General features: G+C 70.6%; 22 protein-coding genes. 6 read left to right on the forward strand and 16 right to left on the reverse strand.

What is annotated here, in order from left to right:
* Positions 1 to 90 precede the first annotated feature (90 nt).
* From OIE47_RS02700 to OIE47_RS02735, 8 genes are all read right to left on the reverse strand, one after another.
* Positions 91 to 714: a DinB family protein gene (locus OIE47_RS02700; protein ID WP_326559881.1), complete on the reverse strand. Its 624-nt coding sequence runs from the start codon at positions 712 to 714 to the stop codon at positions 91 to 93.
* A gap of 79 nt (positions 715 to 793) precedes the next feature.
* Positions 794 to 1,882, reverse strand: a complete 1,089-nt coding sequence (locus OIE47_RS02705) for a hypothetical protein (protein ID WP_326559882.1) — start codon at positions 1,880 to 1,882, stop codon at positions 794 to 796.
* Between the two features lie 52 nt (positions 1,883 to 1,934).
* Positions 1,935 to 2,528 (reverse strand): ATP-dependent Clp protease proteolytic subunit, encoded by a 594-nt coding sequence (locus OIE47_RS02710; RefSeq protein WP_442792041.1) that lies wholly within the window; start codon positions 2,526 to 2,528, stop codon positions 1,935 to 1,937.
* Positions 2,446 to 3,108 carry a helix-turn-helix domain-containing protein gene (locus tag OIE47_RS02715; RefSeq protein WP_326559884.1) on the reverse strand — a complete coding sequence of 221 codons (663 nt, stop codon included), beginning with the start codon at positions 3,106 to 3,108 and terminating at the stop codon, positions 2,446 to 2,448. The genes OIE47_RS02710 and OIE47_RS02715 overlap by 83 nt, the downstream gene beginning before the upstream one ends.
* On the reverse strand, positions 3,105 to 4,571 hold the full coding sequence (locus OIE47_RS02720; RefSeq protein WP_326559885.1) for a phosphatase PAP2 family protein: 1,467 nt from the start codon (positions 4,569 to 4,571) through the stop codon (positions 3,105 to 3,107). The genes OIE47_RS02715 and OIE47_RS02720 overlap by 4 nt, the downstream gene beginning before the upstream one ends.
* A 62-nt stretch (positions 4,572 to 4,633) precedes the next feature.
* Positions 4,634 to 5,674 carry a YihY/virulence factor BrkB family protein gene (locus OIE47_RS02725; protein ID WP_326559886.1) on the reverse strand — a complete coding sequence of 347 codons (1,041 nt, stop codon included), beginning with the start codon at positions 5,672 to 5,674 and terminating at the stop codon, positions 4,634 to 4,636.
* Complete coding sequence (locus OIE47_RS02730; protein WP_326559887.1) at positions 5,667 to 6,608, reverse strand: diacylglycerol/lipid kinase family protein; 942 nt, start codon at positions 6,606 to 6,608, stop codon at positions 5,667 to 5,669. Before OIE47_RS02730 ends, OIE47_RS02725 begins: the two co-directional genes overlap by 8 nt.
* 177 nt (positions 6,609 to 6,785) lie before the next feature.
* Entirely contained in the window at positions 6,786 to 7,922 is a 1,137-nt protein-coding gene (locus OIE47_RS02735; protein WP_326559888.1) for a S1 family peptidase, read from the reverse strand.
* A gap of 335 nt (positions 7,923 to 8,257) precedes the next feature.
* On the opposite strand from OIE47_RS02735, the gene OIE47_RS02740 reads away from it, so the two are divergent.
* The 4 genes from OIE47_RS02740 (at position 8,258) to OIE47_RS02755 (ending at position 13,059) form a co-directional block, all read left to right on the forward strand.
* The gene (locus OIE47_RS02740; protein ID WP_326559889.1) at positions 8,258 to 8,692 is read left to right on the forward strand and encodes a VOC family protein; all 435 of its coding nucleotides are present in this window, start codon (positions 8,258 to 8,260) and stop codon (positions 8,690 to 8,692) included.
* 147 nt (positions 8,693 to 8,839) lie between these two features.
* Positions 8,840 to 9,679 carry a universal stress protein gene (locus OIE47_RS02745; RefSeq protein ID WP_326559890.1) on the forward strand — a complete coding sequence of 280 codons (840 nt, stop codon included), beginning with the start codon at positions 8,840 to 8,842 and terminating at the stop codon, positions 9,677 to 9,679.
* Between the two features lie 69 nt (positions 9,680 to 9,748).
* Positions 9,749 to 12,130 (forward strand): phosphoketolase family protein, encoded by a 2,382-nt coding sequence (locus tag OIE47_RS02750; RefSeq protein ID WP_326559891.1) that lies wholly within the window; start codon positions 9,749 to 9,751, stop codon positions 12,128 to 12,130.
* Between the two features lie 26 nt (positions 12,131 to 12,156).
* Positions 12,157 to 13,059 carry a universal stress protein gene (locus OIE47_RS02755; protein ID WP_326559892.1) on the forward strand — a complete coding sequence of 301 codons (903 nt, stop codon included), beginning with the start codon at positions 12,157 to 12,159 and terminating at the stop codon, positions 13,057 to 13,059.
* A gap of 60 nt (positions 13,060 to 13,119) precedes the next feature.
* Here OIE47_RS02755 and OIE47_RS02760 read toward each other — a convergent pair whose 3' ends face one another.
* From OIE47_RS02760 to OIE47_RS02770, 3 genes are all read right to left on the reverse strand, one after another.
* Positions 13,120 to 13,620 (reverse strand): serine acetyltransferase, encoded by a 501-nt coding sequence (locus OIE47_RS02760; protein WP_326559893.1) that lies wholly within the window; start codon positions 13,618 to 13,620, stop codon positions 13,120 to 13,122.
* Between the two features lie 95 nt (positions 13,621 to 13,715).
* Positions 13,716 to 14,513, reverse strand: coding sequence for a hypothetical protein (locus tag OIE47_RS02765; protein WP_326559894.1), 798 nt, complete (start codon positions 14,511 to 14,513; stop codon positions 13,716 to 13,718).
* A 96-nt stretch (positions 14,514 to 14,609) separates the two neighbouring features.
* Positions 14,610 to 15,281, reverse strand: a complete 672-nt coding sequence (locus tag OIE47_RS02770; protein WP_326559895.1) for a FadR/GntR family transcriptional regulator — start codon at positions 15,279 to 15,281, stop codon at positions 14,610 to 14,612.
* A 360-nt stretch (positions 15,282 to 15,641) separates the two neighbouring features.
* On the opposite strand from OIE47_RS02770, the gene OIE47_RS02775 reads away from it, so the two are divergent.
* Entirely contained in the window at positions 15,642 to 16,112 is a 471-nt protein-coding gene (locus OIE47_RS02775; RefSeq protein ID WP_326559896.1) for an aminoacyl-tRNA deacylase, read from the forward strand.
* A gap of 140 nt (positions 16,113 to 16,252) precedes the next feature.
* On the opposite strand, the gene OIE47_RS02780 is transcribed toward OIE47_RS02775, so the two are convergent.
* The 3 genes from OIE47_RS02780 to OIE47_RS02790 all read right to left on the reverse strand — a co-directional run bounded on the left by OIE47_RS02780 (position 16,253) and on the right by OIE47_RS02790 (position 19,050).
* Positions 16,253 to 17,512, reverse strand: a complete 1,260-nt coding sequence (locus OIE47_RS02780; RefSeq protein ID WP_326559897.1) for a right-handed parallel beta-helix repeat-containing protein — start codon at positions 17,510 to 17,512, stop codon at positions 16,253 to 16,255.
* Between the two features lie 273 nt (positions 17,513 to 17,785).
* Positions 17,786 to 18,220 carry a cold-shock protein gene (locus OIE47_RS02785; RefSeq protein ID WP_326559898.1) on the reverse strand — a complete coding sequence of 145 codons (435 nt, stop codon included), beginning with the start codon at positions 18,218 to 18,220 and terminating at the stop codon, positions 17,786 to 17,788.
* A 182-nt stretch (positions 18,221 to 18,402) separates the two neighbouring features.
* Positions 18,403 to 19,050, reverse strand: coding sequence for a hypothetical protein (locus OIE47_RS02790; RefSeq protein WP_326559899.1), 648 nt, complete (start codon positions 19,048 to 19,050; stop codon positions 18,403 to 18,405).
* A 796-nt stretch (positions 19,051 to 19,846) separates the two neighbouring features.
* Between OIE47_RS02790 and OIE47_RS02795 the strand changes: the two genes are divergently transcribed.
* Complete coding sequence (locus OIE47_RS02795) at positions 19,847 to 23,167, forward strand: ThuA domain-containing protein (RefSeq protein ID WP_326559900.1); 3,321 nt, start codon at positions 19,847 to 19,849, stop codon at positions 23,165 to 23,167.
* Between the two features lie 81 nt (positions 23,168 to 23,248).
* Here the strand turns inward: OIE47_RS02795 and OIE47_RS02800 are convergent, their stop codons facing one another.
* Both OIE47_RS02800 and wecB read right to left on the reverse strand, forming a co-directional pair.
* A complete protein-coding gene (locus OIE47_RS02800) occupies positions 23,249 to 24,868 on the reverse strand; it encodes a right-handed parallel beta-helix repeat-containing protein (protein WP_326562976.1) in 1,620 nt (539 codons plus the stop codon).
* Positions 24,869 to 25,021: 153 nt separating this feature from the next.
* On the reverse strand, positions 25,022 to 26,227 hold the full coding sequence (gene wecB, locus OIE47_RS02805; protein WP_326559901.1) for a non-hydrolyzing UDP-N-acetylglucosamine 2-epimerase: 1,206 nt from the start codon (positions 26,225 to 26,227) through the stop codon (positions 25,022 to 25,024).
* Positions 26,228 to 26,229 lie beyond the last annotated feature (2 nt).

The following is a 26,229-nucleotide window of genomic DNA, read 5'->3' on the forward strand; positions in this document are numbered from 1 at the left end:
CCGGAAGATAGTCAAGCTCATCACTGTCTCGTCGCTCCGTCGTCTCTCCGGTCGATCCGGTGCCGGCCTCCGCCCCGGCCCGGTCTCCGGTCAAGCCGATTCCGGTGCCGGCCCCGATCCGGCGTCCAGTCGATCCGATCCCGGTGCCGGCCCCCGCCCCGGCCCGGCCCGGTAGAGGTCGCGCAGCAGCGCGATCTCCGCTCCGTGGTGGAGCATCTCGCGGTTGATGTGCAGCACGAGCGTGGCGAGCGGGTACTCGGCGAACGGTCCCTCGGCGGGACCGCACGGCCGGGCCAGACCCGCTTCGCCCAACCCCCGTACCCCGGCCACCCAGCGGGCGTACGCCTCGTCGAGTTGCTGGAGCGCCTCCTTTGCCGTGCCCGCGTACGCAAACGAGTCGTAGCCCACCTGAGGGCCCCCGAAATGCGAGGCGACACGGGTACCGAGCACGCTTGCGATCACGTGCCCCAGTCGCCAGGCGATCGTGGTGACCGGCGCCGGGTCGGGCTCGGGATAGGCGAAGTCGAGGAGATGCTCGCCCGTGCCGAACGCCTGCGCCGTACGGCTCTCGCCTCGTCGACGGACACTCCAGCAACCGGCCACCGGTTCCCAGAGATATTCGGGGTCGCTGAGGCCGTCGAGCCGGGGCCGGAGCTGGTTGCGCCAGTGCCAGTCGAGCTGGTCCAGCAGTTCGCGGTTCCAGTCGATGTTCATGGCCACAGATTACGGACTGAGCTGGACATTCACGTCCCGCCAGCCCCCGACACCGGGGCGATTCGGGCCCGACGACGACTCACGCCCGCCGACGGAAACCCAGTGCGACGAAGACCTGTCGGGTGGTCACCTTCACCGGTGCGAACACGCCCTCACGGACCCACCGGAGCGCCGGCAGGACCCCTCCCGACCACACCCGACCGACCGCTCGCCCGACCGGTACGGCGGTGTGCCGCCACAGCCAGCGCACCGCCAGCCCGATCGGCCGCAACAGGAGCCGGTACAACGCCCGCACCACCACCCCGCACAGCCACCAACCGAACCGCACCCCGGCCCGGACCAGCCGTCCGAGGTAGACCACGGCCAGCCCGACCGGGCGCAGCATGCGGGCGAGTTGACCCGCCGACCAACGCAGTGCACGACCGACCGGGACCACACCGTGACGCCACAACCAACGCACCGCCAGCCCGAACGGCCGCAACAGGAACCGGTACAGGGCCCGCACCAGCACCCCGCACAGCCACCAGCCGAACCGGGCACCGGATGCCACCACCCGGCCGATCCACACCATGCCCGCCCCGAGCAGGCGGAGCACGGCGGCCAGCCGGGCCAGTAGCCAGCCGGCGGCAGCCGCGAGCATCCGTATGAGCGCCCGGGCGGGTGGGGCGAGGAGCCGGTGCAACCAGGTCAGCGGCACCAGGACCAGGTAACGGACGAGCCAGGTCAGCGGGAACCACAGCAGGTAGCGCGCCACCCAGACCAGCGGCAGCCAGACCAGGTGCCGCGCCGTCCAGGCCAGCGGCAGCCACACCAGGTGCCGGGCCGCCCAGACCAGGCCGCGCGCCACCCAGACCAGTGGCAGCCAGACCAGATGACGAGCGGCCCAGACCAGGCCGCGCGCCACCCAGACCAGTGGCAGCCAGACCAGGTGTCGGGCCGCCCAGACCAGTGGGCGCCAGAGCAGGCGGTCGACGGCCCGTCCCACGGGACGGATCAGGTAGCGGTCCAGCAGCCGGCCGGTCAGCCGGACCGCCTCCCAGAGCAGGCCCAGCGGCACGATCACGAGCGCGGCGAGCACGCGTACCGGTAGTTGGATCCACCGGGGCACGTCCGGCTCGAGCGGCGGGGCCGCCGGCCGGGTCCCACCGTCCACCTCTGGCCCGATCACCTGCTCGACAGTAGTGTCCGGGGACCAGCGGCCGGTCCCCGGATCGATGCGGTCAGGCCGGCGCCGGCGCCGGGTCCGGAATCTGGCCGGCTCGGGCGATCACGTGATCGATCATCCCGTACGACTTCGCCTGCTCGGCCGTGAACCAACGGTCCCGGTCGGAGTCACGGGTGATCTCCTCGACGGTGCGGCCGGTGTGCCGGGCCAGCAGCTCGTGCGTGGTCCGCTTGACGTGGAGCATGTTCTCCGCCTGGATGGCGATGTCGGCGGCGGTGCCACCGATACCGCCGGAGAGCTGGTGCATCATCACCTGCGCGTGCGGCAGGGCGTAGCGCTTACCGGCGGTGCCGGCGCAGAGCAGGAACTGTGCCATCGAACCGGCCAGCCCCAGGGCGATCGTGGCGACGTCGTTCGGAACGAACTGCATCGTGTCGTAGACCGCCATGCCGGCGCTGATCGAGCCGCCCGGCGAGTTGATGTAGAGCTTGATGTCCCGCCCCGGGTCAGCGGCCGACAGCAGCAGTATCTGCGCGCTGATCCGGTTCGCGGAGTCGTCGTCGACCTCAGTACCGAGGAAGATGATCCGTTCCTGCAGCAACCGGTCGTAGACCTGATCGCCGAACGAGGCCTGCGCCTCGGCGCGCATCCACACCCTGTGCCCGTTCATAGATCCCGCCTCCTGCCCGGCCGGCGGGCGAGGTGCTCGCCCGGATAACCGACTCGTGCAGCCTCCCTCGGCGGCGGGGGCGCAGGGAACGGTTTCTGCTGTCGGGAGATCCGCTGACAGCGCAAGAGATCTCGCGTGCCGGGCCGCCGGACGACGGCGCCCCGGCACGCGGCGGACCGACGGGGCGGGCGGGCTCGATCCGGGACAGATCGTCGCGTACCTGTTCGAGCAGGTCGGCGAGGTGCAGCCCGAGGGCGCGGCAGATCGCGGCCAGCACCTCGGAGGAGGGCTCCTTGCGGCCCCGCTCGACCTCGGAGAGGTACGGCACCGAGACGCCCGCCATCCGGGCGACGTCGCGCAGGGTCCGTCCCTGGCGCAGCCGTACCCGGCGCAGCACGGAGCCGATCAGGCGGCGCAGCAGCGGGGGCGGCGTGGGACCGGTGGCGGCCGGCGGGGACCCGACCGTGGCCGCGACGCGGCTGGCCGGGACCCGCACCACCCGGCGCGGGGCCGGGCCGGTGCTGGCGGACGGGACGGTCTGCTCCGGGCCGATCCTCATGCCGCCACTCTATCCAGCACCGCGGGTTCCGGCTTGCTCGCCGGGTCGTCCTGTTCGAGGTCCGCGTTCGGGCGTACCACCAGGTAGAGCAGGCCGACCCAGAGCACGGTGAGCAGGATGGCACCGGCGAAGTCGCTCGGGTGGTGCATGCCCCGGTAGATCCGGGAGAGCGCGACGCCGAGCGGCATGACCACCGCGGCGACCACGGTCAGCCAGCGCCACCACCGGTCCGTACGCGGCATCACGAGTATCGCGATCGCCGCGTAGAGGCACATGGTGGCGGCGATGTGCCCGGACGGGAACGACGCGGTCGGCATCTGGCCGTCGAGGTTCTCCACGGCGGGACGGGGCCGGTCGACCGCCCGGGCGGTGGTCAGGAAGAGCGACAGCTCCCCGAACATGGTCAGCACGACGAACAGCACCGGTCGCCAGCGGCGCCAGACGGCGAGGATCAGCGGACAGAAGATCAACGAGACGAGGAGGATGGCGTGCGTGTCCCCGGCCTTGCTCCAGCCGTAGCTGACCGAGTCGAGAGTGGCCGTACGGTGTTCCTCGAACCAGCGCGGCACCTCGGTGTCCAGCCACGCCACGAACGTGCCGTCGGCGTAGTAGCTGACCAGCATGCCGAAGCCGTACAGGGCGGCGAACACCAGCACCCACCCGGTCACCAGCTCGGCGGTGCCGGCCCAGGGGTGCGGCAGCATCCGTTCCTCGGCGGGCGCCGGCCGCAGGTCCTGCCGGGCCTCCGGTTCCAGCCCCTCGGTGAGCTCCGGGACCGGGCGGCCCCGCTCGCGCCGCCAGAGCCGGAAGGCGTACCCGGTGACGACCAGCCAGGCCAGCCCGAGCAGCCAACCACCGAGTACGTCGGTGACGAAGTGCACCCCGAGCGCGATCCGGGTCAGCCCGATGGCGAACACCAGTACGGCCACGAACGCGATCGCCGGGCGCCGCCACCGGGGCCGGATGGCCGGCAGGAACACCAGCAGCAGGGCCCCGTACGCGACCAGCGAACCGAGCGCGTGTCCGCTGGGGAAGCTGTTGCCCACTCCCGCCGCCACCGGTACGTCGACCACCGGCCGCAGGCGCCCGACCAGTGCCTTGAGCGACGGGTCCAGGGCCAGCGCACCGGCCCCGGTGACCAGGAGGTAGCCGGCCAACCGGCCCTGCCGGCGGATCAGCAGCCCGACCACCGCGACCGTGACCAGCCAGACCATGATCGGTCGACCGCCCAGGTCGGTGATCGCCCGGAGCACCGTGACCAGCGGGTGGTGCGCGGAGACCAGCTCGTTGAACCAGGCCGCCACGCCGCTGTCGATCCGGCGCAACGGTCCCCACTCGACCCGGACCAGGGTCAGCAGCAGGGCGAATCCCGCCCCGGTGCCGACGATGAACACGAGGCCGGCCAGGCTCCGTTCGGTGAACTGGCCGCCCGGTCGCCGCAGTATGTCCTTGACCGCGCTCACACCCGCACCTCCTCGATGCCTGGCGTGCCGATACCCGATGGGGTCGCGCGGTACACCCGGACTCAGGGTGAATGCGGTGCCGGGTCGGTTCGGTCGTCGGCGGTGGCGTCGTGTTCGCCCGTACGCGCGACCGGCACGGTCCGGTCCGTACGGGGCTGCCAGCGGTCCGGCTCGGCCGGCTCCGGAACCCCGATCCGCAGTGCCTCCAGTTGGGCGCTGAAGGCCAGCCCGCCGAGGAGCGCTATCCCGGTGAGGTTGGCCCAGAGCAGCAGCGCCATCATGCCGGCGAGAGCCCCGTACGTCTCCCCGAACCCGTCGCTGAGACTCACGTACGTGGCCAGCAGGACGCTCGCCAGCCACCAGAGGGCGGTGGCCAGGGTGGCGCCGAACAGCAGCCAGGACACGCTCGGCTGGTGGCGGCGCGGGGCGTACCGGAACAGCACCGCGACGGCGAAGACGGTCAGGCCGAGGCTCAACGGCCAGCGGAGCACGTTCCAGGTCGTGTGCGCGACCTCGCCCCAGGCGTAGTAGCGCTGCACCGAGTCGCCGAGCGGTCCGCCGCCGACCAGGATGAGGAACCCGAACAGCGCCGGTACGCCGGCACCGAGCGCCAGCAGGACCGCACGGAAGTACTTGCGGAGCGCTGGCCGGTCCCGCTCCACCCCGTAGATCCGGTTCGCGCCCCGCTCGACCTGCGCCATCGTGGTGGTCAGGGCGAACAGTCCGGTGATCAGACCGAGGGCCAGGGCGAGTTCACCGGCGTCCTCGGTCCGCTCGGTGTCGACCAGCAACTCCTCGACCATGGCGTCACTCTGGCCGGGCGTGAGGGCGACCACGGTGTCGGCGACCACCCGCCCGCCGTCCTCCACCCCGAGGTCGCTGATCAGGCCGGTGAGCGCGATCAGGAACGGGACCACCGCCAGGCAGAGTTGCAGGGCGGTGGCCCGGGAGTGGCTGAAGCCGTCGCCGTACCGGAACCGGATGAACGCGTCCCGGAGCAGGTGCCAGCCGCCGTACCGGCGCAGGGTGTGCCAGGCGTCGTCGGCGGAGAGTTGGTCGTCCGCCATCAGCCGGGTCTCCGGAACGATGCGGGTGCTACTCACCGTGGACTCGTTCCACCCGGCGCGCCCCCCGCTCGGTCACCGACTCGGCGTCCACCGCCAGGTCCGGCGCCTCGGCCGGTCGCGGTACGCACAACCAGAGCGCCTTGGGCCGGATGTGCGCCCGCAGCGCCTTGTCGGGTGTGATCAGGTCGCCGTCGAGCTGCCTCGGTTGCCGGCGGTTGCTGGTGATCTGCACCCGTTGGCAGCGGAAGACCTCCATCCGGGGCACCCGCTTGTGCCGGTTGATCACTCCCCAGAGCAGTTGGGCCCACTGCCCGATCGTGCGCGGGGTGAGGATGGCGACGTCGAGGTAGCCGTCGTCGGGTTCGGCGTCGGCCAGCAGGCGTACGCCGCCCTGGAGGCGCCCGACGTTGGCCACCAGCACGGTCCGGGCCCGCCGGCGCAGCGGTGGCTTGTTGTCGATCCGGATGGACACCCGCATCGGCCGGTCGCGCAGGTGGCGTACGGCCCCGACCAGGTACGCCGGCCAGCCGATCCGGGCCTTGGTCGTCTCGGAGGTGGCGGCGAGCATCTGCGCGTCGAAGCCCATGCCGGCCATCACGGTGAAGACCTGGTTGTCGACCACGCCGACGTCGAGCAGCCGGCGGCCCCGCTCGATCGCCACCTCGATGCCGGCGGCCACGTCGCCGGAGAGCCCGAGGTTCGCGGCGAGCAGGTTACCGGTGCCCACCGGCAGCACCGCCATCGCGACTTCGGTGCCGGCCAGCGCGTTCACGCAGGACAGGATGGTGCCGTCGCCACCGCAGACGAAGACCACCTCGACCCCGGCCTCGACCGCCCGCTGGGCCTGTCCCCGGCCGGGGTCCTCCACCGTGGTCTCGTACCAGAGCGGTTCGGGCCAGCCGGCGTCGGCGAGCGCGCCGGTGACGGTGGTGCGCAACTGTGCGGCGTCGACCTTGGTCGGGTTCACCACGACTGCGGAGCGTAGGCCGCCATCACTGTTGGTATCGCTTCGCTGGCTCACGGGCGTCAGTGTGCAGCAAGTCGCGGAGCCGAGCGACCCGGCGGGCCGTGACGTACCCCGCATCGATATGACGTTGGCGAACGGGCCGGCGTGGGTACGCCGGCCCGTTCGTGGTCTTGCCGCTGCTTAGCCGAGCACGAGGCTCAGCCCGTACGCGGAGAGGATCTCCCGGACCGGCTGGAAGTAGGTCGTGCCGCCGCTGGAGCAGTTGCCCGAGCCACCGGAGGTGACCCCCTGGGCCTGGTTGCCGCTGAGCCACGAGCCGCCCGAGTCACCCGGCTCGGCGCAGGCGTTGGTACGGGTCAGGCCGCCGACCGAACCCTGCGAGTAGCGCACGGTCTGGTTCTTCGCCTGGACGGTGCCGCAGCGCCACCCGGTGGTGGAGCCCGACCGGCAGATGGAGGCGCCGACGGCCGACTCGGTCGAGCCGCGTACGGCCACCGTGGTGCTGCCGCTGTACCGGTTCACCACACCGCGCGGGACCCAGTTGGAGTTGGTCCGGATGAACGAGTAGTCGTTGCCGGGGAACGAGGAGCCGGCGAAGCTGCCCGCGGCGACCCGGTTCGAACCCTGGACGGCCGAGCCGGTGGTGCCGCAGTGTCCGGCCGAGACGAAGCCGCCGTTCACCGAGAAGCCGATCGAGCAGCGCCCGCCGCCGATGTAGTACGCGTCCCCGCCCCGGATGTCGTAGAGCGTCTTCGGGGCCTCGGCCGCGACGGCGATCCGGACCGAGCCGGCCGGCGCACCGCTGGTGGCGGCGAAGGTGCTGGCTGCCGCGAGACCGTCCGCGGTGGCCTCGACGACCACGGTGTTGCTGGTGACGTCGACGTACCAGCCGGTGACGGCCTTCGGCGCGGCGGTGCCCTTCGCGTCGAGGGTGTCCTTGATCGCCGTCAGGGCCGACTCGCTGCGGGCGACGACCTTCGGCTGCGCACCGGCGGCGCGTACCCGCTCGGCGGACGCGGCGTCGGTGACCGCGACGACAACCTGGCTGCCGTCGGCGAGCCAGGCGCCGCCGAAGCTGCCGCCGAGGGTGCCGCGCAGCGACTCCTCGGCCTTGGCGGCCCGGTCGTCAGCGGCGAGCCGCGCCTGCACCTGGCCGGCGGTGAGGCCGAGGTCGCGCTGCATCGCGCTGAGGATCTCCGCGGAGACGGCCGGTGCCGCCTCGCTGGTGGGCTTGGCCGAGGCCGCTTGCGGCAGCGTGGCCAGCATGCCGGCCGCGAGCAGGATTGCCGCTGCGACAGACGAGGATCTGTGCTGCATTGACGGTCCCTTCGATTGGGGGTTGAGGAACGCTGCGCACGCTCCGTCCGGATCCCGGTCCGGTGCGGCAACGCCCTCAGTGCGCCTCACGCTAGCCCCAATCGATTGATGCAAATACATATCCTCTATGTCATACCTTGCAGTCGACAAGCCGGCGACCGTCACATCCGGGCCGGTCGGCGCCGGCTCCGGTCGGGACCGGCGCCGGCACGTCGGGCGTACGTCAGGCAGCCGCGCCGAGGGCGTGATTCCACGGCGGCGGTCGTTTCCGGCGTAAGGGGAACCGGGGTGGGCCGTGGAGGAGGGCAGAGGACCCCTGCTTCTATGGTGGGCCGATGGCATCGGTCAAGCAGTTCCAGGTCACCTTCGACTGTGCAGAACCCGAGCGCGTCGCCCGTTTCTGGTGCGAGGTGTTGGGGTACGTCGTACCGCCGCCGCCGGAGGGGTTCGCCACCTGGGACGACTTCGATCGCTCCCTGCCGCCCGAGCGGCAGGGCTCGGCGTTCGCCTGCGTCGACCCCTCGGGGGTGGGCCCGCGGCTGTACTTCCAGCGCGTACCCGAAGGCAAGGTCGTCAAGAATCGGGTGCATCTCGACGTCCGGGTCGGCACCGGGCTCGTGGGGGAGGAACGCCTGGCCGCACTCGAGGCCGAGTGCGCACGACTGATCCCGCTCGGCGCGGTACGCGTACGACTACTGACCGCCGACGGCGACAACGAGTCGTGCCTCGTGATGCAGGACGTCGAGGGCAACGAGTTCTGCCTCGACTGAGTCGCCGCACCCTCGACCGAGTCGCCGCGCCCGACCTACCGAACCCGGTCCGCCGGCTCGAAGCCGCCACTACTGTCAGTACCGGAGACAGACGCTGCGAGCCAGCCCGCCACCCGGTGCCGGCGACCGGGCCCGGAGGTGACGACGATGAGCCTGCCCGCGAACGCGCCGGTCGTGGTCGGGGTGGACGACTCCGTACAGGGGATGACGGCGGTGCGGCTGGCCGCCCACGAGGCGGCGGCACACCAACGGACGTTACGGATCGTGCACGCCTTCAACTGGGTGGCCGACCCGTCGACCCCGCTTGAGGGAGAGCTTCGTGGACCCGCCGAACGGCTTCTCAACGAGGCCGCCCACGCCGCGACGGAGGCCGAACCCGAACTCCGGCTCTCCTGCGCCCTGATCGAGGGACCGGCGCTCACCACCCTGCTGCGGGAGTCGGGCAGCGCCGCGATGATGGTCCTGGGCGACGGGGGGCTCTCCGGCCAGACCGCCGTACCGATCGACGCCCTGTCGGTGCAGGTCGCCGCCCGCGCCGGATGCAGTGTGCTGGTCGTACGCGAGAGTTCCCCACCGCCGGGGCCGGTGCTGGTCGGCATCGACTGCGGCGCCGGTACGACAAACGCCCTCGGCTTCGCGTTCGACTCCGCCTCCTGGCGCGACACCGAACTGGTCGCACTCCGGATCTGGGAGGCGGACGATCCGTCGGAGGAGCCGGACCCCTCGGTGGCCGAGGAACTCGACGGGGCGTTGGAACCCTGGCGGCAGAAGTACCCGGACGTACGGGTCGTCCCCCGGGTCCGCAGCGGCGACTCGAAGCAGATCCTGCTCGGCGAGTCGCACGCGGCCGAGGTCGTGGTGGTGAGCATGCGCGGGGAACAACCCTCGCGCAGCATGCTCGGGGCGCTCAGCCAGACCCTGCTCTACCACTCCCCCGCCCCGGTGGTCATCGTCCGGACCGCCCACGAGCTGTACGTGCAGGCCTGAGCGTCCCCGCTCGGGGGACATCCACCGATCCGGCTGCGCGAGCACCCGGCAGGCGGCAGGCTCAGACCGATGGACACCGCGCTGGATCCGCACGCCCCGCTCACCGACGACGAGTTGCGTCGGCTGAACGCGTACTGGCGGGCGGCGAACTACCTGACCGTCGGCCAGATCTACCTGATGACCAACCCGCTGCTGCGGGAGCCGCTGACCCCGGACCAGATCAAGCCCCGGCTGCTCGGACACTGGGGCACCAGCCCCGGGCTGAACCTGATCTACGCGCATCTGAACCGGACCATCGTCCGGCGCCGGCTGCCGATGATCTTCGTGACCGGGCCGGGACACGGCGGCCCGGCGGTCGTGGCGAACACCTGGCTGGAGGGGACGTACAGCGAGCGGTACCCGTCGGTGGACCGGGACGAGGCCGGGATGGAACGGCTGTTCCGCCAGTTCTCCTTCCCCGGCGGCATCCCCAGCCACGTCTCCGCCGAGGTGCCGGGCTCGATCCACGAGGGCGGTGAACTCGGCTACTCCCTGATGCACAGCTACGGCGCCGCGTTCGACAATCCCGACCTGATAGTGGCCTGCGTGATCGGCGACGGCGAGGCGGAGACCGGGCCGCTCGCCGGGAGCTGGCTGTCGAACGTCTTCCTCAATCCGGCCAGGGACGGGGCCGTACTGCCGATCCTGCACCTCAACGGGTACAAGATCGGCAATCCGGCGATCCTCGACCGGATCCCCCAGCAGGACCTGCTCTCCGTGCTGCACGGCTACGGCTACCGCCCGTACGTGGTTGCCGGTGACGATCCGGACCGGGTGCACCGGGAACTCGCCGCCACCCTGGACCGGGCCCTGGACGAGATCGCCACCATCCAGGGCCGGGCCAGGAGCACCGGCGTGGTCGAACGTCCCCGCTGGCCGATGATCGTGCTCCGTACGCCCAAGGGTTGGACCGGACCGCGCGAGGTCGACGGACGCCGGGTCGAGGGGACCTTCCGCGCCCACCAGGTCCCGCTGGCCGGGGTACGGGACAACCCGGAGCACCTGGCCCAGTTGGAGCGGTGGCTGCGCGGCTACCGCCCCGAGGAGCTGTTCGACGCCACCGGTTCACCCGTACCCGAGGTGTGTGCCCTGGTGCCCGAGGGCGACCTGCGGATGAGCGCGAACCCGCGTACCAATGGTGGCGAGGTGCTGCGCGACCTGGTGCTGCCCGAATACCGCGAGTACGGCGTGGCCGTGCCGGAGCCCGGCGCCACCGCGACCGGCGCGACCACCCCGACCGGCCGGTGGCTGCGTGACGTGATCGTGGCCAACCCGGACCGGTTCCGGCTCTTCGGCCCGGACGAGGTGGCCTCCAACAAGCTGGACGCGGTCTTCGAGGTCACCGACCGGGTCTTCGTCGCCGACCGGGAGCCCGGTGACGACCACCTCTCCCCCGACGGCCGGGTGATGGAGGTGCTCTCCGAACACCTCTGCGAGGGCTGGCTGGAGGGTTACCTGCTCACCGGCCGGCACGGCGTCTTCACCAGCTACGAGGCGTTCATCCACATCGTCGACTCGATGGTCAACCAGCACGCGAAGTGGCTCAAGACGACCAGCGACATCCCCTGGCGCCGGCCGCTGGCATCGCTGAACTACCTGCTCTCCAGCCATGTCTGGCGGCAGGACCACAACGGCTTCTCGCACCAGGATCCGGGTTTCATCGACCACGTGGTGAACAAGAAGGCCGAGGTGGTCCGGGTCTACCTGCCGCCGGACGCGAACACTCTGCTGTCCATCATGGACCACTGCCTGCGCAGCCGGCACTACATCAACGTGGTGGTCGCCGGGAAGCAGCCCAGCCCGAACTGGCTGTCGATGGACGAGGCGGTCCTGCACTGCCAGCGCGGGCTGGGGATCTGGGGCTGGGCCAGCACCGACGAGGGGTCCGAGCCGGACGTGGTGCTGGCCTGCGCCGGTGACGTACCGACCCTGGAGACGCTGGCCGCCGCCGACCTGCTCCGGCGGCACCTGCCCGACCTGCGGGTACGGGTGGTGAACGTGGTCGACCTGATGCGCCTGCAGTCCGAGGTCGCCCATCCGCACGGCCTGCCCGACGCCCAGTTCGACACCATCTTCACCCGGAACAAGCCGGTGATCTTCGCGTACCACGGTTATCCGGCGCTGATCCACCGGCTGACCTACCGCCGGGCCAACCACGACAACCTGCACGTACGCGGCTATCAGGAGGAGGGGACCACCACCACGCCGTTCGACATGGTGATGCTCAACCAGCTCGACCGGTTCCACCTGGTGGTCGACGTGATCGACCGGGTACCCGGCCTCTCCGCCCGAGCGGCGCACCTGCGCCAGTCCATGATCGACGCCCGGCAGGAGTGCCAGGACTACACCCGCCGCTACGGCGAGGACGCCCCACGGGTGGCCGAGTGGCGCTGGATCGGCACCCGCGGTTGACCCCGGCACCGCGAACTGAGGCAGACATGACCGACAGACCGATCCTGGTGGGCTACGACGCCTCCGAGGGGGCCCGCCTCGCGCTCGCCTGGGCGCTGGACGAGGCCGCCCGGACCGGCACGTCGGTCCTGCTGGCGTACGCCTTCGAGTGGATGACCGCCGCGACCTGGATCGGACCCGGTCCCGGCCCCGGCACCTGGCCGGACGAGACGACCCGGCGGGCGGTCGGGGAGATGGTCTCCGCCGCGGTCACCGAGGCCACCGACGCCCACCCGGGCCTGACCGTACGGGGCGAGGTGCTCGACACCCCGGCCGGGATCGGACTGGCGCAGCGGTCCGCCGACGCGGCGCTGGTGGTGCTGGGCAGCCGTGGGCACGGTGGCTTCAGCGGCCTGCTCGCCGGCTCGACCACCATCTCGGTCAGCGCCCACGCGCACTGCCCGGTCGTGGTGGTGCGCCCCCTGCCCGACGCTGGTCCGGGTGCCGAACCCGGACGGAGGCGGATCGTGGCCGGGGCGGACGGTTCGCCGTACGCCCGGCTCGCGCTCGCCTGGGCGGTCGAGCGGGCGGTGAGCCGGGCCGCCCCGCTGCACGCGATCCGGGCCTGGGCCGAGCCGAGGGCACCCTGGCGTCCAGCCGACCTGGATCCGGCCGAGGTCACCCGGACCGAGCTGAACGCGCTGGACGAGGAGCTGGCCGGCTGGCGGGACCGGTACCCGGATCTGCCGATCACCGGCGAGGTGGTGACCGGTCACCCGACCGAAGTGCTGGTCGAGGCGAGCCGGCAGGCCCAACTGGTGGTGGTCGGCACCCGCGGTCACGGCGGTTTCCGGGGGCTGGTGCTCGGCTCGGTCAGCCAGCAACTGCTGCACCACGCGGAGTCCCCGGTCGCGGTGATCCGCGAGCTTCCGCCGGACACCGCCCGATAGCCCCTCGACCGCGAATCACCCGACCGCGAATCACCCGACCGCGAATCACCCGGCCGCGAATCACTCGGCCGTTTCGAGCAGGGTGCCGGTGACCCGTGCCCGGGGTCCGAGGGCCCGACCGCCGGGCGGGACGTCGTCCAGCACGGTGGCGCCCGCTCCGATCTTCGCGCCCCGCCCGATCACGATCGGTCCGAGTACGGTCGCACCCGCGCCCAGCGTCACCTCGTCACCGATGACCGGCTCACCGCTGTGGTCCCGTCGCCCGATCGTCACCTGGTGGTACGCGTTCACGTCCCGCCCGAGCCGGGCGTCACGGTGGAACACCAGCCCGTACGGGTGGAACAGGCGCAGTCCCGGGCCGCAGTTCAGCTCCCGGGGGAGGTCGCTGTTCGTACCGAGGCGGATGACCAGCAGGTTCAACACCTTGTACGGCACCGTCCAGCACCTGCGCGTGAGGGTACGGCGGGCGACCGTCCACTGCCCGAAGCGGAAGACCGCTAGCACGAGCCGTACCAACGGGTCCCGGTTCCGCCGAAAGTCCTGCCGGAGCGTATCGAACATGATGCAGAGCGTAAGACCCGTAGCCGGGCGGCCCCTAGCCGAACGGCCCAGGGCAATCGGTCAGAAATGCGACAAGCTAGGACCGGTACCGCCGTCTAGCCGAGCAGACCCGGCCCACGGTAGAGCAGGGCGTGCAGGCGCGCGTGCTCCTCGTGGGTGCCGATGGCGACCCGGCGCGCGGGATGATCGAGGTAGTGCCGGATCGCGCCGGTCAGGAACTCCGGGGAGACCGCGTACCGGTCGAACCAGACCGTTGCCCGCCTGCGCCGCAGAAGGCTGGTCGAGTCCCGCCGCCGCACCCGCAGGACGAGCCGGTTGTTGTGACGGCGTCCCTTCAGCCGGCCGGACGGCACCTCCGCCCACGGCAACTCCGTACCCCCGAACGGTCCGGGCAGGAACAGTCCGTCCCGTCGCAGTTCCAGGTCGGCGCCGCGACGGATCTCCAGCAGCACCATCGCGATGGCCACGACCACGCCCGTCACGGCGATCAGCGTGACGATCCAGGCGAACCAGGTGACCCAACCGTCCCCGTCCAGACCCTCGTACGAGAAGATCCAGAGTTGGATCGTCGGCAGGCCGGCGAAGAGCACCCAGGCCCGGTCGGTCCGCCACCACGCGCGGGCGGGCGCGACCAGGACCGGCGGCCCCCCGAGGGTGGGCGGGGCGAAACCGGTCACCGCTCGGACGGACTCGTCCCGGCCGTTCACCCACAGCAGGAGGAACTGGGCAGCAAGGATGGCCAGGCCGCCGGCGAGGTAGACCGGCTCCCCGTATCCGGTATCCCGAAGCCGGCCGGCACCGAGCAGCCAGGCGACGAGGAACGCGACGTATCCGAAAAGGACGGCGTACTGCACCGCGCGGGACGGGCCCGGGGTCGGCGGCTGCACGGTCACGATGGGTCGGTCCTGCCGATGACATGCACGCCGGCAGGGTAGCCGGGGTCCGCCACGAAACCCCATCGGCCACGGCGGCTCCGGGACGAGTGGGACTCAGAGCGCGCGGCGCAGCCACTCCTCGACCCCGGCCACGTGCACGGTGGCCCAGGACCGGGCCAGTTCGGGCTGGCGGGAGGCGATCGCGTCGAGAATGGCAGCGTGCTGTTCACGGGTGCGGGCGACCGCGCTCTCCTGGGTGAGGCCGCGCCAGATCCGGGCCCGGGTGGTGGGGCCGGAGAGGCTGTCGATCAGCGAGCAGAGCACGTCGTTGCCGGCACCGGCGGCGATCTGCCGGTGGAATTCGAGGTCGTTGGCGACCAGTGCGTCGATGGTCGGTTCACCGCCGAGTCCGTCGAGCAGCGTACGCAGCTTGGCGATGCCCTCCTCGGTCATCCGCTGGGCGGCCATCGCGGCGGCGGCGGGTTCCAGGATCCGGCGTACCTCCAGGAACTGGAGCACCGTGTCGTCGCGGTGGAAGTCGACGACGAAGCTCATCGCGTCGAGCAGCAGACCGGGGTCGAGGCTGGTCACATAGGTGCCGTCGCCCTGGCGTACGTCCAGGACGCGGATCACCGACAGCGCCTTGACGGCCTCGCGCAGCGAGTTGCGGGACAGCCCGAGCCGGTCGGCCAGATCGGCCTCCTTGGGCAGCCGGTCACCGGGGCGCAGTTCGCCGGAGACGATCATTTCCTTGATCTTGTGGATCGCTTCGTCGGTGAGCGCCATGCTCGTTCCCCTCCGGCCCGCGCGGTCAGTCAGCTCACAGGCTCGCAGTGCGGCGCCACGGAGTCGGCGAGCCCGCACCGCCCGGCGTGGCGGCGACGCTGCACCCGGCGCGCCACGCCGACCGCCCGGTGCGGTGCGACTCATCCGGCTCTCGGGCACCCAACAGCCGTGATACATCCGATGTCTACCAGCCTCTTGAACGCTTTCACAACCACGGTGGGTAAGTGAGCCGACAAACCCCGTGTTCCCGGGCCGGTCACCGACCGCGTTCGAGGGGGCGACATCCGATGGATACGCAGGTGGGGCGGTCGCTGACCGAACCCCGGACCGGCTCACCCCGGCCGGAGGTACTGTGCAGCCATGTCCGGCTCCGCCTCCGCCGCCCTCGACTCCGCCGCCGTCCCCTACGAGGTGATCCGGCACGGACCGGTGGGCAGTGTGGCCGAGGCCGCCGCCGCGCTGGGCATGGAGGTCGCGGACATCGTGAAGACGATCGTGATCCGTCGGGGCGACAACGACTACGTTTTTGTCCTCGTACCGGGTGACCGGGTCATCTCCTGGCCCAGGCTGCGCGCGTTGCTGGGCGTCAACCGGCTCTCCCTGCCCGACGCGGGCGCGGCCATGGACGCGACCGGGTACGAGCGCGGCACCATCACCCCGTTCGGTTCCACCACCGCATGGCCGGTTGTCGCCGACGAGCGGGTACGCGGGCGCCGGATCACCCTCGGCGCCGGCGAGCGGGGCGTCGCGATCGCCCTGGCAGCCGACGAGGCACTGCGTACCCTGGCCGCCACCGTCGCCGACGTGACCGACCCCGAACCGCCCCGCTAGCCGGGAGGGTCACACCCCGACCGGACGGTCCCGGGATCGGGAAGTCGCGTCCGGGCAGCACCTGGTCGGGGCTGGCCGGGAACGGCCCGGTGCGGTTCCGGGGGCGGGCGTGCGCCCGAACCGCCCGGAACCGCCCTGGGTCACGCCGTGCAGCTCACCCCGTAACACTGGCCGACCTGGCTGTTCCCGCTGGCCCGGTTGCCGCCGCCGTCGGTGTTGCCGGGAGCGGCGTAGATCCCCCAGCCGCTGTTGTTCCGGGCGATGTTGCGCCGTACCGTGTTGCCGGCATTGTCGACCACGATGCCGTTGCCGTTGTTGGCGTTGGCGGTGTTCCCGTCGAGTACGTTGCCCGCCGTCTCGGCACCACCGGTGACGAAGACACCGGCCCCGTTGTTGGTGTTGGCGGTGTTGGTCAGCAACCGGTTGGCGGAGGAGTTCTGGAGTTCGACACCGCTGCCCAGTTGGGCGTTGGCGGTGTTGGACTGGAGCACGTTGCCGTTCGCCCCGATCAGCTCGATCCCGCTGGCGTTGGGCGCGGTGACGTTCAGGTTGTTTCCCCGTACGGTGTTGCGCTGCGCCAGGTCGAGCAGGATCCCGGCGTCACCGCTACCGGAGACCCGGTTGTTGACCACCTGGTTGTCGTGCGAGGTGCCGAGCAGGATCCCGGCGTCGCCGCTGCCGGTGACGGTGTTGCCGTCGACGGTGTTCAGATTGGAGCCGGTCAGGGCGAGCGCCGCGTCCCCGCTGCCGGTGAGGGTGTTGGACCGCAGCGTGACCCGTTGCGACCCGACCACCTCGATCCCCCGGTCGCTGCTGTCGATCACCTGGTTGGTCTCGACCGTGTTGCTGGCCGAGTTCTCGACGTAGATGCCGTCCCGGTTGTCCCGTACGGTGTTGCCGCGCACGATGTTGCCGGTCGAACCGCCGAGCACGGCAACCCCGCGCTGGGACTGGAACTCCAGCAGGTTCCCGATGACCCGGTTGTTGGTGTCGGCGTTGACCAGTTCCACCCCGGCGACCTCGTTGTGCCGGGCGGTGATCGCGGTGACCAGGTTCTGGGTGGTGCCGGGATTGAGCTGGACCCCGTGGTCGAACCCGCTGATGGTGCCGTTGCGGATGGTCACCCCGTCGAAGCCGCCGTTGCGTACGCCCACACCGAGCCCGACGCCGTCGATGCTCCGGCCGTTGAGGTTGAGGACGATGTTGTGGGCCCCGATGACCAGTCCGTCTCCGGGGCAGTCGACCAGGTTCGCGGTGACCGTCGTACTGACGGTGACCACCGCGCCGCAGCTCGGCGCCGCCTGCGCCGGTCCTGCGGAAAGGACGAGCACGACCGGGGCCGCAACCAGCCCGCCGAGTACCGCGCCCAGCGCCCGCCGCATTGCGCGAATTTCTGACATGATGTGCCGCCTCCAGGTATTCCTGCCGGAACACGTCGCCCGCAACACCCGCTGTCGGAGCGACGTGAATAGCTGGAAATCTAGGTAGCGGAACAATTCCAAGTCAATGCGACGCCGATGAGAGCTGTCTTATCCGGGCCGTACGAGTATTCATGGCGAATGACCCACAGAATAGTGGTCTTCGGCGGATTCGTGAGTTATAAAAGCGCCTTCACAAACCGCGGGCGGGTCGCGACACCTGCCGCGGCCCGCCCGTCGGGTGCCGACCCACCGTCAGTGCTCCACCCAGCCGTGGCGCTGGGCGAGCACGGTCAGACCCTGCCGCACCTGCACGATCTGCGCCCCGGTCAACGTCGGTACGGCTTCGAGCAGCAACTCCGTCACCTCGTGCCGGAACCCGGCCGACGTGAGTACGTCACACATGCCGTCGTCGTCGGAGCGCTCCGTCCCGCCCGCGATCACACCGGACAGCGTTCCATTGCCGGCGGGGGTTCCGCTACGTTCCGTTTTGAGAATGCGGACCGCGAGGGCCTTCATCCCCCGATCGCTCTCCACCGCGTCGAACTCCACTGGTACGCCCGGCACAAACGCGTATTTCCCGTCGCCCAGGACATTCGCGTGTACGAAGACGTCCTCGCCGCCACCGTCCGGCGTGATGAATCCGTATCCACGCGCCTCGTCGAACCTGATGAACCTACCTCTGACCACCGCGCCCAACCTCGCCTCTACCGTCACCGACAACTCCGCGACAACACACACCGCCCAAACATCATAAGGTCACCACCCGATGCCGGAGCGGTGCAAGCGGCGTACGGATTGCGGGATGCGGGACCGCAACGATCGGGACCGGAACGATCGGAGCCGGAACAGAGCCGGCCGCCCGGGTACCCCTATGACCCGCCGGCCGGGACGCCGGGCCGCCGAACCGCACCCGACTCGCCCACGCCGACACCGGACTCCTCCGACACCGGCGTCGTGGACGGGACCGGGGCGTCGGCCGGACCCGTCGCGTCGGACGGGGCGGCGGTGTCGGGCAGGGCAGCGGTGTCGGGCGGGGCGGCGGCGAGCTGCCGGATGCCTCGATGGGCGAAGAGCAGCGGGATTATGCCGAAGACCCCGAACGAGATGTCGATGAGCTGCCACCACCAGGGAATGCCCCGGACCGGGCCGGCGATCAGCGCCAGCGGGACGATCGCGACGCAGGAGATCATGCCGAAGTGGACCACCCAGATGTTGCGCACCGGGTCGCGGTACGGGCCCCAGAACGCGATCGCGATGACCAGGTGGGCGAAGGCCAGCCAGTCCGTTCCGTACGCGAGGAAGGGGAACTCGTCGTTGGTGGCGACGATGCCCCGGTGCACGTGGTCGATCCACTCGACCAGCACCGGCAGGTGTTCGGGTGCCGGCGACCAGTCGGCATGCAGCAGCCGGACCAGCAGGCGACTCTCCGCTTCGAGGGGGAACGCGGTGACGCCACTGACAACCAGGCCGATGACAAACACCACCAGCCAGACACGTACGCGGGTAAGGGTGCTCACGAACCGTCAGCGTAGTTAGTCCCGGGTGGACCGGGCCCCGTCCGGCGAGCACCCTCACACAAGATTCACACCACCCACCCAGTTCACTGCCCGCCGATCCGGGGCAGATGGTGGCGTACTGCCGCGTACCTCCGCAGGGGCACCGGGCGGGGGACTTTTGTCAAAGCAGACAGGGGCTTCTGCTGGGATCGACGGAAGTTAGTTGGTCTTGGGTCTATCTTTCGTGTTGCCCACGGATTAAGGTTCTGTTTCAGCCAGAGCCACTCCAGAGCCCCTGCATGGGACCCACAAAAACGTTTCAGCGGCGCATCGGCGGCGCCACTGTCCCACCCCCGACTCCCGCATCGTCGCCGCGGCCCAGGTCGCGAGGAAGGTAGCGAGACATGGACAAGACAGCCTCCAGCCGCCCGCGAACGCTCCCCTGGCCCGCTGCGGCCAGTTGATCCGGTAGGACGGTGGCCAGGCGGCCCCGTCCACGTACCCGGAACCTCGGCCACACGAACGGGCCGAGCCCACGATCCTCCGCCGTACAGGCGGGTGGCGGGACCGGTGCACCACGACCGGCCCGGACAGCAGGAAACGTGGATCGTCGTGTCGGCGCGCGCGACCACCCGGTAGCGGACAGCACCCGGCGTCACCGGTCGGCAGCCGATGGCGGCTCCTGCGAGATCGCGCACCATCCAGACGGATGCGGCGCCACACCCCACCGTGACAACCAGACCACCACACCGGACCCGTGCGCGTCCGGTGTCGACGGGTGCCGCCGCATGCCCGCTCCACACCCCCGGAGGAACATATGACAAGACCCCTGCGCCGGTGGCTTGCCGCCATGGCCGGCGCCACCATCGTGCTTCCCGGCCTGGTGGCCGTACCGGCCTCGGCCGCGCCCGATCGGGGCGCCGCCGAGGAACGCCTGGTCACCGAGGAGAACGGACCGGCGGCGCTGCGCTCCGAGGCCCGCGCCCCGGAGGACTACCGGGTGCTCGTCTTCACCAAGACCGCCGGTACGCGCCGACCGTCCATCACCGACGGCGTCCGTACGATCCAGTCGCTGGCCGCGGCGAACGGGTTCTCGGTCACGGTCACCCAGGACGGTGGCGCGTTCACCACGGAGAACCTGGCCGACTACCGTGCCGTGGTCTTCCTCAACACCACCGGCAACGTCCTCAACCCCGGCCAGGAGGCCGCGTTCGAGTCGTACGTCAAGTCCGGTGGCGGTTACGTCGGCGTGCACGCGGCCGCCGAGACCGAGCCGGACTGGGCGTTCTACCAGAACCTGGTCGGCGCCAAGGCGTCCGGCGTGGCCAGCACCGAGGCGGGTGTCGTCGAGGTCGCCGACCGGGTGCACCCGGCCACCGAGGCGACGCCGCAGACGTTGACCCTCACCGAGGAGTGGTACAACTTCACCACCAACGTGCGGGGCTCGTCGCACGTGCTCGCCACCGCGCAGGAGAAGAGCTTCGCGGGCGGCACGATGGGCTTCGACCACCCGGTGAGCTGGTGCAAGGACTACCAGGGCGGGCGTTCCTTCTACACCGGGCTCGGCCACTCGATCGAGACCTACCGGGTCGGTGGCTTCAAGAAGCACCTGCTCGGCGGCATCCAGTGGGCGGCCGGCGTGGTCGAGGGCGACTGCGGGGCGACCGTACTCGGCAACTACGAGAAGGTCACCCTCAACGACGAGCCGGGCGAGCCGATGTCCCTGTCGGTCCTGCCCGACGGCCGGGTGCTGCACAACACCCGTGGCGGCGAGATCCGGCTGTACGACCCGGCGACGGGTGCCAGCCCGGTCATCACCACCGTCCCGGTGTACCAGCACGACGAGGACGGGTTGCAGACGATCTCGATCGCGCCCGACTTCGCCACCAGCAAGTGGGTCTACATCTACTACTCGCCGCCGCTGAACACCCCGCTGGACAACCCGGCGACCCCGGGTGTCAACGAGGGCGACGCCCCGGCGACGAGCACGGACCCGACGGTCTGGAACGCGTTCAAGGGGTACAACCAGCTCTCCCGGGTGAAGTTCGTCGACGGACCGACCCCACGGCTGGACATGGCGACCGAACAGCAGATCATGCGGGTCGACACCGACCGGGGCATCTGCTGCCACGTCGCCGGCAAGGTGAAGTTCGACGGCAAGGGTCTCGTCTACCTGATCACCGGCGACGACACCAACGCCAGCGGCTCGGACGGCTTCAACCCGATCAACGAGTCCCCCACCCAGGGACCGGGCTACGACGCCCAGCGCTCGGCCGGTAACACCAACGACCTGCGCGGCAAGGTGCTGCGGATCAAGGTCAAGGAAAACGGTACGTACAGCATCCCGGCCGGGAACCTGTTCCCGGAGAACACCGACTACGACAACAAGACCCGTCCGGAGATCTTCCTGATGGGCCTGCGGAACCCGTTCCGGTTCGACGTGGACAGCAACGGCTTCGTGTACGTCGGTGACTACTCGCCGGACTCGCGTACCCCGAGTGCGACCCGTGGTCCGGAGGGCACCGGCCGGTGGTTCGCCACCAACAAGGCGGCCAACTACGGGTGGCCGTACTGCTACTCGCCGAGCCTGCCGTACATCGACTACGACTTCGTCACCCGTACCTCCGGTGAGCCGTTCAACTGCGGCGCCCCGGTGAACAACTCGCCCCGCAACACCGGCCGTACGGTCCTGCCGGCGGTGGCGCAGCCCCAGTTCTGGTACACCTACGAGGCCCGGACCACCTGCGCCGGGGCGTACCTGCAGACCCCGCCCGCGACCTGCGACTTCCAGTGGCCGGTCATCGGCACCGGTGGCGTCGGCCCGCACGGCGGACCGATCTACAAGTACGACTCGGAGAGCACCTCGGAGACCAAGTTCCCCGAGTACTACAACAACAGCGTGGTGTTCGGGGAGTTCACCCGGGACAAGCTGTTCATGATGCGCACCAACGGCAGCGGCCAGCTGACCGGGGTGGAGGCGTTCCTGCCCGGCGTCATCTTCGACAACCCGATGGAGATGGAGTTCGGGCCGGACGGCAACCTCTACGTGCTGGAGTACGGCGACGGCTTCTTCCGGGCCAACCCGGACGCCCAACTCTCCATGATCCGGTACGTGAAGGGCACCCGTTCCCCGGTCGCCGCGCTGTCGGCGAACCCGACCTCCGGCCAGGCCCCGCTGCCGGTGCAGTTCTCCAGCGCCGGTTCGTCCGACCCGGACCCGGGTGAGTCGATCTCCTTCGCCTGGGACTTCGACAGCAACGGCACGGTCGACTCGGCCGACCCGAACCCGACGTACACGTACACCGCCAACGGGGTGTACAACGCCAAGCTGACGGTGACCGACTCCAGCGGCAAGACGGCGGTGCTGACCAGGGAAATCGTGGTCGGCAACACCGCGCCGACGGTCACGGTGACGGTGCCGGCAGGCGGTACGTTCTTCAACTGGGGTGACACGGTGCCGTTCACGGTCGCCGTCACCGACCCCGAGGACGGGACGATCGACTGCAGCCGGGTCACGGTCTCGTTCGTACTCGGTCACGACACCCACGGCCACGGCGAGACCGAGACCAGTGGGTGCACCGGCACCCTGCCCACCCCCGCCGACGGTGCCGACCACGCCGGTGGTTACCTCTACGGCGGGATCAGCGCCACGTACACCGACCTCGGCGCCAACGGCCAGCCGGCGCTGACCACGGTCGGTCAGGCGATCATCCAGGTACGGCGGCAGCAGGCCGAGCACGCCCAGGTCCAGCAGGGCGTGACGATCGCCGCCAGCACCGACACCGGTGGTGGTTCACAGGTCGGCGGGATCGATGCCGGCGACCACATCGCGTTCGAGCCGATCAACTTCGACGGCGTGAACACGGTGACCCTGCGCTACTCGGGTGGATCCGCCACCACGGTCGGCACCCCGCGTGCCAACGTGGAACTCCGGGTCGGTTCGCCGACCGGGGCGGTTGTCGCCACCGCCGTACTCAACGCCACCAGCGGCAACGGTGCCTACGCGAGTCAGGCCATTCCGGTGACCTACCCCGCCGGCCCCCAGCGCCTCTACCTGGTGTTCACCCCGGTAACCGGTGGCCCGACCACGGCCCTGGTCAACCTCAACTGGGTCGAGTTCGGAAGCACCACCCCGTAACCGAGTTCGCGCACCTGTAGAGAATGAGTGGCTTTCCGTACCCGGAGAGCCACTCATTCTCTGTTCGAGGCGTCGGCGCGGTCAGGCGTACTGCGGGGTGTCGACCCGGGTGGGTGCGACGGCGTTGCCGGCGAAGTCGTTGTCCTGGAAGTCGGCCGAGCCTCGGGTGCCTTCACCGGTGACCCAGAGGCCGTGGGTCTGCGACTTGTACCGCTGGGTGTCCCAGACCCGGTTGTTGCGCAGGGTGAGGTCCGAGGTGGCGGCAGCCAGGGTGATCCCGGCCCGGTTCGGGGGTGTGTCGGGCAGCCGGTAGGTGGCGCCGGCTGGTGGCGTACCCCCGGCCCAGGCCGTGGTGGCACCGGGCCGGACCGGTGCGAGCACGAGTTCGGTGGCGGTGTTGGTGGCGACCATCGCGGTCCAGTTACCTACCGTCACCATTTTGCCCCGGTGCCCGTCCGGGAACCAGGTCGCGCCGTCGTCCCGCACGGCCGTACGCGTGTAGCTGACCCGGTCCCCCGAGCCGCCGGCGGCACCGGCCTCCCGCCGGCCGTTGTCCCGGATGCGGTTGTTCACGATCGCCCCGTCGAGCAGACCGGCGTCGACCCGTACGCCGTCCAGGCCGTTCTCCCAGATCTCGTTGCCGTCGATCACGACCTCGTGAGCCGGGATGGAGTCCTCGGCCAGGTTGTGCTCCCGGTAGCCGTAGCGGCCGTTGCGGCTGATCCGGTTGCCGCGCACGATGTAGCGGCCGGGGGTGTTGCCGATGCTCAGCCCGTCCAGGATGTTCGCGTCGATAATGCAGTCCGCGACGATCCCGCCCCGACCGGCGATCCCGCAGGTGCCCTGGGCCGAGACGTCGAACCCGGCCTCGTGGTTACCGATCATGGTGCACCCGTTGACCACCAGGCCGTCCGCGCCCCAGTCGGAGATGCCGAACCGGTTGTCCTCGGCGTGGCAGGCGGTGATCCGGATGCCGCGCGGGGGCGGCCACATCTTCTGCTGAAGTTCGAGGAAGATGCCGTTGGTTCCGTTGCCGACGGCGGTGCAGGTGGAGACGGTGAGTCGTTCGCTCGCCCCCCACCCGCCGATCCCGATGCCGATGCCGGCGCCGCCCATCTGCTGCCCGGTGTCGAGCCGACCACAGCGCAGTGCGACCACACCCTGCACCACCGTGTCCTGGAGGAAGTCGCAGCCGAGACCGGTGGCGGCGGTGTCGTGGATGAAGAGGTCGCGGAACCGGCCGCGCATCACGTACTGGAGGCCGAGGCCCTTGGCCAGGTAGTCGTAGCGGGCCAACTGCACACCGGAGCCGTCGATCTCGAAGCTGGCGAACGTGCAGTCGGCGATGTGGTTCTCCCGGCTCGCCCCGTGCTGTACGGCGGTGAAGTAGGCCAGCGGCACCGGGTCGACCCGGTTCCCCTCGTTGCTGAGTACGAACTTGGTGGCGCCGATCCCGTCACCGACCAGGGAGATCCCGCTGCGCCACACGGTGCCGGTGTCCCGGATCGAGTAGACGCCCGGCGGGCAGTGGATCGTCCGGGCCAGCCCGTCGGCCGCGTACGCCGTACCGAGCCGGTCGACCAGCGCCTGTAACGCCGGCTGGTCGTTGGTGACCCCGTCCCCCACCAAGCCATGATCACGGGCGTTGCAGACCAGATCCTCAGGCACCGACACGCCCGTCCCCCTCCGTCGCCCGGAGATCGGTCGATTCCCGTTTCCCGCCGAACCTAACGTCCCCGCTCACCCGCCTCCCCCCTCCAAGACCCCCCCTCTTGTAGAGAACGAGTGGTTACTGCACCCCGGATAGGCACTCTTTCTCTACAAGAGTGGGCGCGGCCTCGATGGGGGTGGGGGTCAGCGGAGGGCGGCGGGGGTTTGGGGGGTGGGGCGAAGGTGGCCGGGGTGGAAGGCGGGGGCAATGGTGCGGGTCGGCTCGGCGGGTAGCGGCGGCAGGCCGAGCAGGTCGGTGATCGCGGAGACCGCCAGGACGCTGGCCCGGCCGTCGCCGAACGGAAGAGCCCGCTGAGCGGTGGAGCGTACGTTCAGTTCCTGCGTGGCGGCGGCGACGAGCCGTTCCGGGTCGGTGCCGACCAGGGTGCCGTGGCCGGAGTCGATGATCTCGGGGCGTTCCGTGGTGTCCCGGGCGACCAGGACCGGTACGCCGAGCGTGCCGGCCTCCTCCTGCAACCCGCCCGAGTCGGTGATGACCAGGTCGGCGACGCTCAGCAGGCCGATCATCTCGGGGTAGACCAGCGGCGGCGTCAGCCGGATGCCGGGGGTGTGCCCGAGTTGCGCGGTCATCGCCGCGCCGAGCGTCGGGTTCGGATGGGTCACCATGACCAGTTGGACGTCCGGGAAGCGGCGGGCGAGGAAACGCAGCCCGGAGCAGACGCCGAAGACGCCACCGCCCCGGTTCTCCCGCCGGTGCAGCGTCACGACGACCACCCGGCGGGTCGGGTCGATCCAGTCGGGCGGCTGGGCGAGTTGGTGGTCGAGCAGGTGGTGCAGCGCGTCGACCACGGTGCTCCCGGTGACCACGATCCGGTCGTCCGGGACTCCCTCGTCGAGCAGGTGCTGGCGGGCGGTCGGGGTGGGTGCCAGGTTGAGGGCCGCGATCCGGGACAGCATCGACCGGTTCGCCTCCTCCGGGAAGGGCCGGTCCAGGTCGTGGGTACGCAGACCGGCCTGGAGGTGCACCACGGGGATGCGCTGCCAGAAGGCGACCATCCCGGCGACCAGTGCGCTGAGGGTGTCCCCCTGGACCACGACCGCGGCGGGGCGGCGTATCGCGAGCACCCCGTCGGTCGCGGTGAGCAGCGCGGCGGCGAGTTCGGCGAGCGACCCGGTCCGGCGTACGGGTTCCAGGGTGACCTGGACGGCGAGGTCGAACGGCGCCAGCGCCTCCGCCACCCGTCCGGGGTGCTGCCCGGTGTCGACCACCGTGACCGTGACGCGGGTGTCCAGCCGCAACCGGCGTACCAGTGGGGCGGCCTTCACCGCCTCCGACCTGGTGCCGAGCAGCACGACGACCTCGTACGTGGCCGAGTCGTCAGCCCGCACGT

Source organism: Micromonospora sp. NBC_01796 (assembly GCF_035917455.1).
Taxonomy (GTDB): Bacteria; Actinomycetota; Actinomycetes; order Mycobacteriales; family Micromonosporaceae; genus Micromonospora_G.

Excerpts from the sequence above, each read along its gene's own strand:
- OIE47_RS02700 (WP_326559881.1), bottom strand. The coding sequence starts at position 714 with ATGAACATCGACTGGAACCGCGAACTGCTGGACCAGCTCGACTGGCAC.
- OIE47_RS02710 (WP_442792041.1), bottom strand. The coding sequence starts at position 2,528 with ATGCGCGCCGAGGCGCAGGCCTCGTTCGGCGATCAGGTCTACGACCGG.
- OIE47_RS02715 (WP_326559884.1), bottom strand. The coding sequence starts at position 3,108 with ATGAGGATCGGCCCGGAGCAGACCGTCCCGTCCGCCAGCACCGGCCCG.
- OIE47_RS02735 (WP_326559888.1), bottom strand. The coding sequence starts at position 7,922 with ATGCAGCACAGATCCTCGTCTGTCGCAGCGGCAATCCTGCTCGCGGCC.
- OIE47_RS02740 (WP_326559889.1), top strand. The coding sequence starts at position 8,258 with ATGGCATCGGTCAAGCAGTTCCAGGTCACCTTCGACTGTGCAGAACCC.
- OIE47_RS02745 (WP_326559890.1), top strand. The coding sequence starts at position 8,840 with ATGAGCCTGCCCGCGAACGCGCCGGTCGTGGTCGGGGTGGACGACTCC.
- OIE47_RS02750 (WP_326559891.1), top strand. The coding sequence starts at position 9,749 with ATGGACACCGCGCTGGATCCGCACGCCCCGCTCACCGACGACGAGTTG.
- OIE47_RS02755 (WP_326559892.1), top strand. The coding sequence starts at position 12,157 with ATGACCGACAGACCGATCCTGGTGGGCTACGACGCCTCCGAGGGGGCC.
- OIE47_RS02760 (WP_326559893.1), bottom strand. The coding sequence starts at position 13,620 with ATGTTCGATACGCTCCGGCAGGACTTTCGGCGGAACCGGGACCCGTTG.
- OIE47_RS02770 (WP_326559895.1), bottom strand. The coding sequence starts at position 15,281 with ATGGCGCTCACCGACGAAGCGATCCACAAGATCAAGGAAATGATCGTC.
- OIE47_RS02775 (WP_326559896.1), top strand. The coding sequence starts at position 15,642 with ATGTCCGGCTCCGCCTCCGCCGCCCTCGACTCCGCCGCCGTCCCCTAC.
- OIE47_RS02780 (WP_326559897.1), bottom strand. The coding sequence starts at position 17,512 with ATGTCAGAAATTCGCGCAATGCGGCGGGCGCTGGGCGCGGTACTCGGC.
- OIE47_RS02795 (WP_326559900.1), top strand. The coding sequence starts at position 19,847 with ATGACAAGACCCCTGCGCCGGTGGCTTGCCGCCATGGCCGGCGCCACC.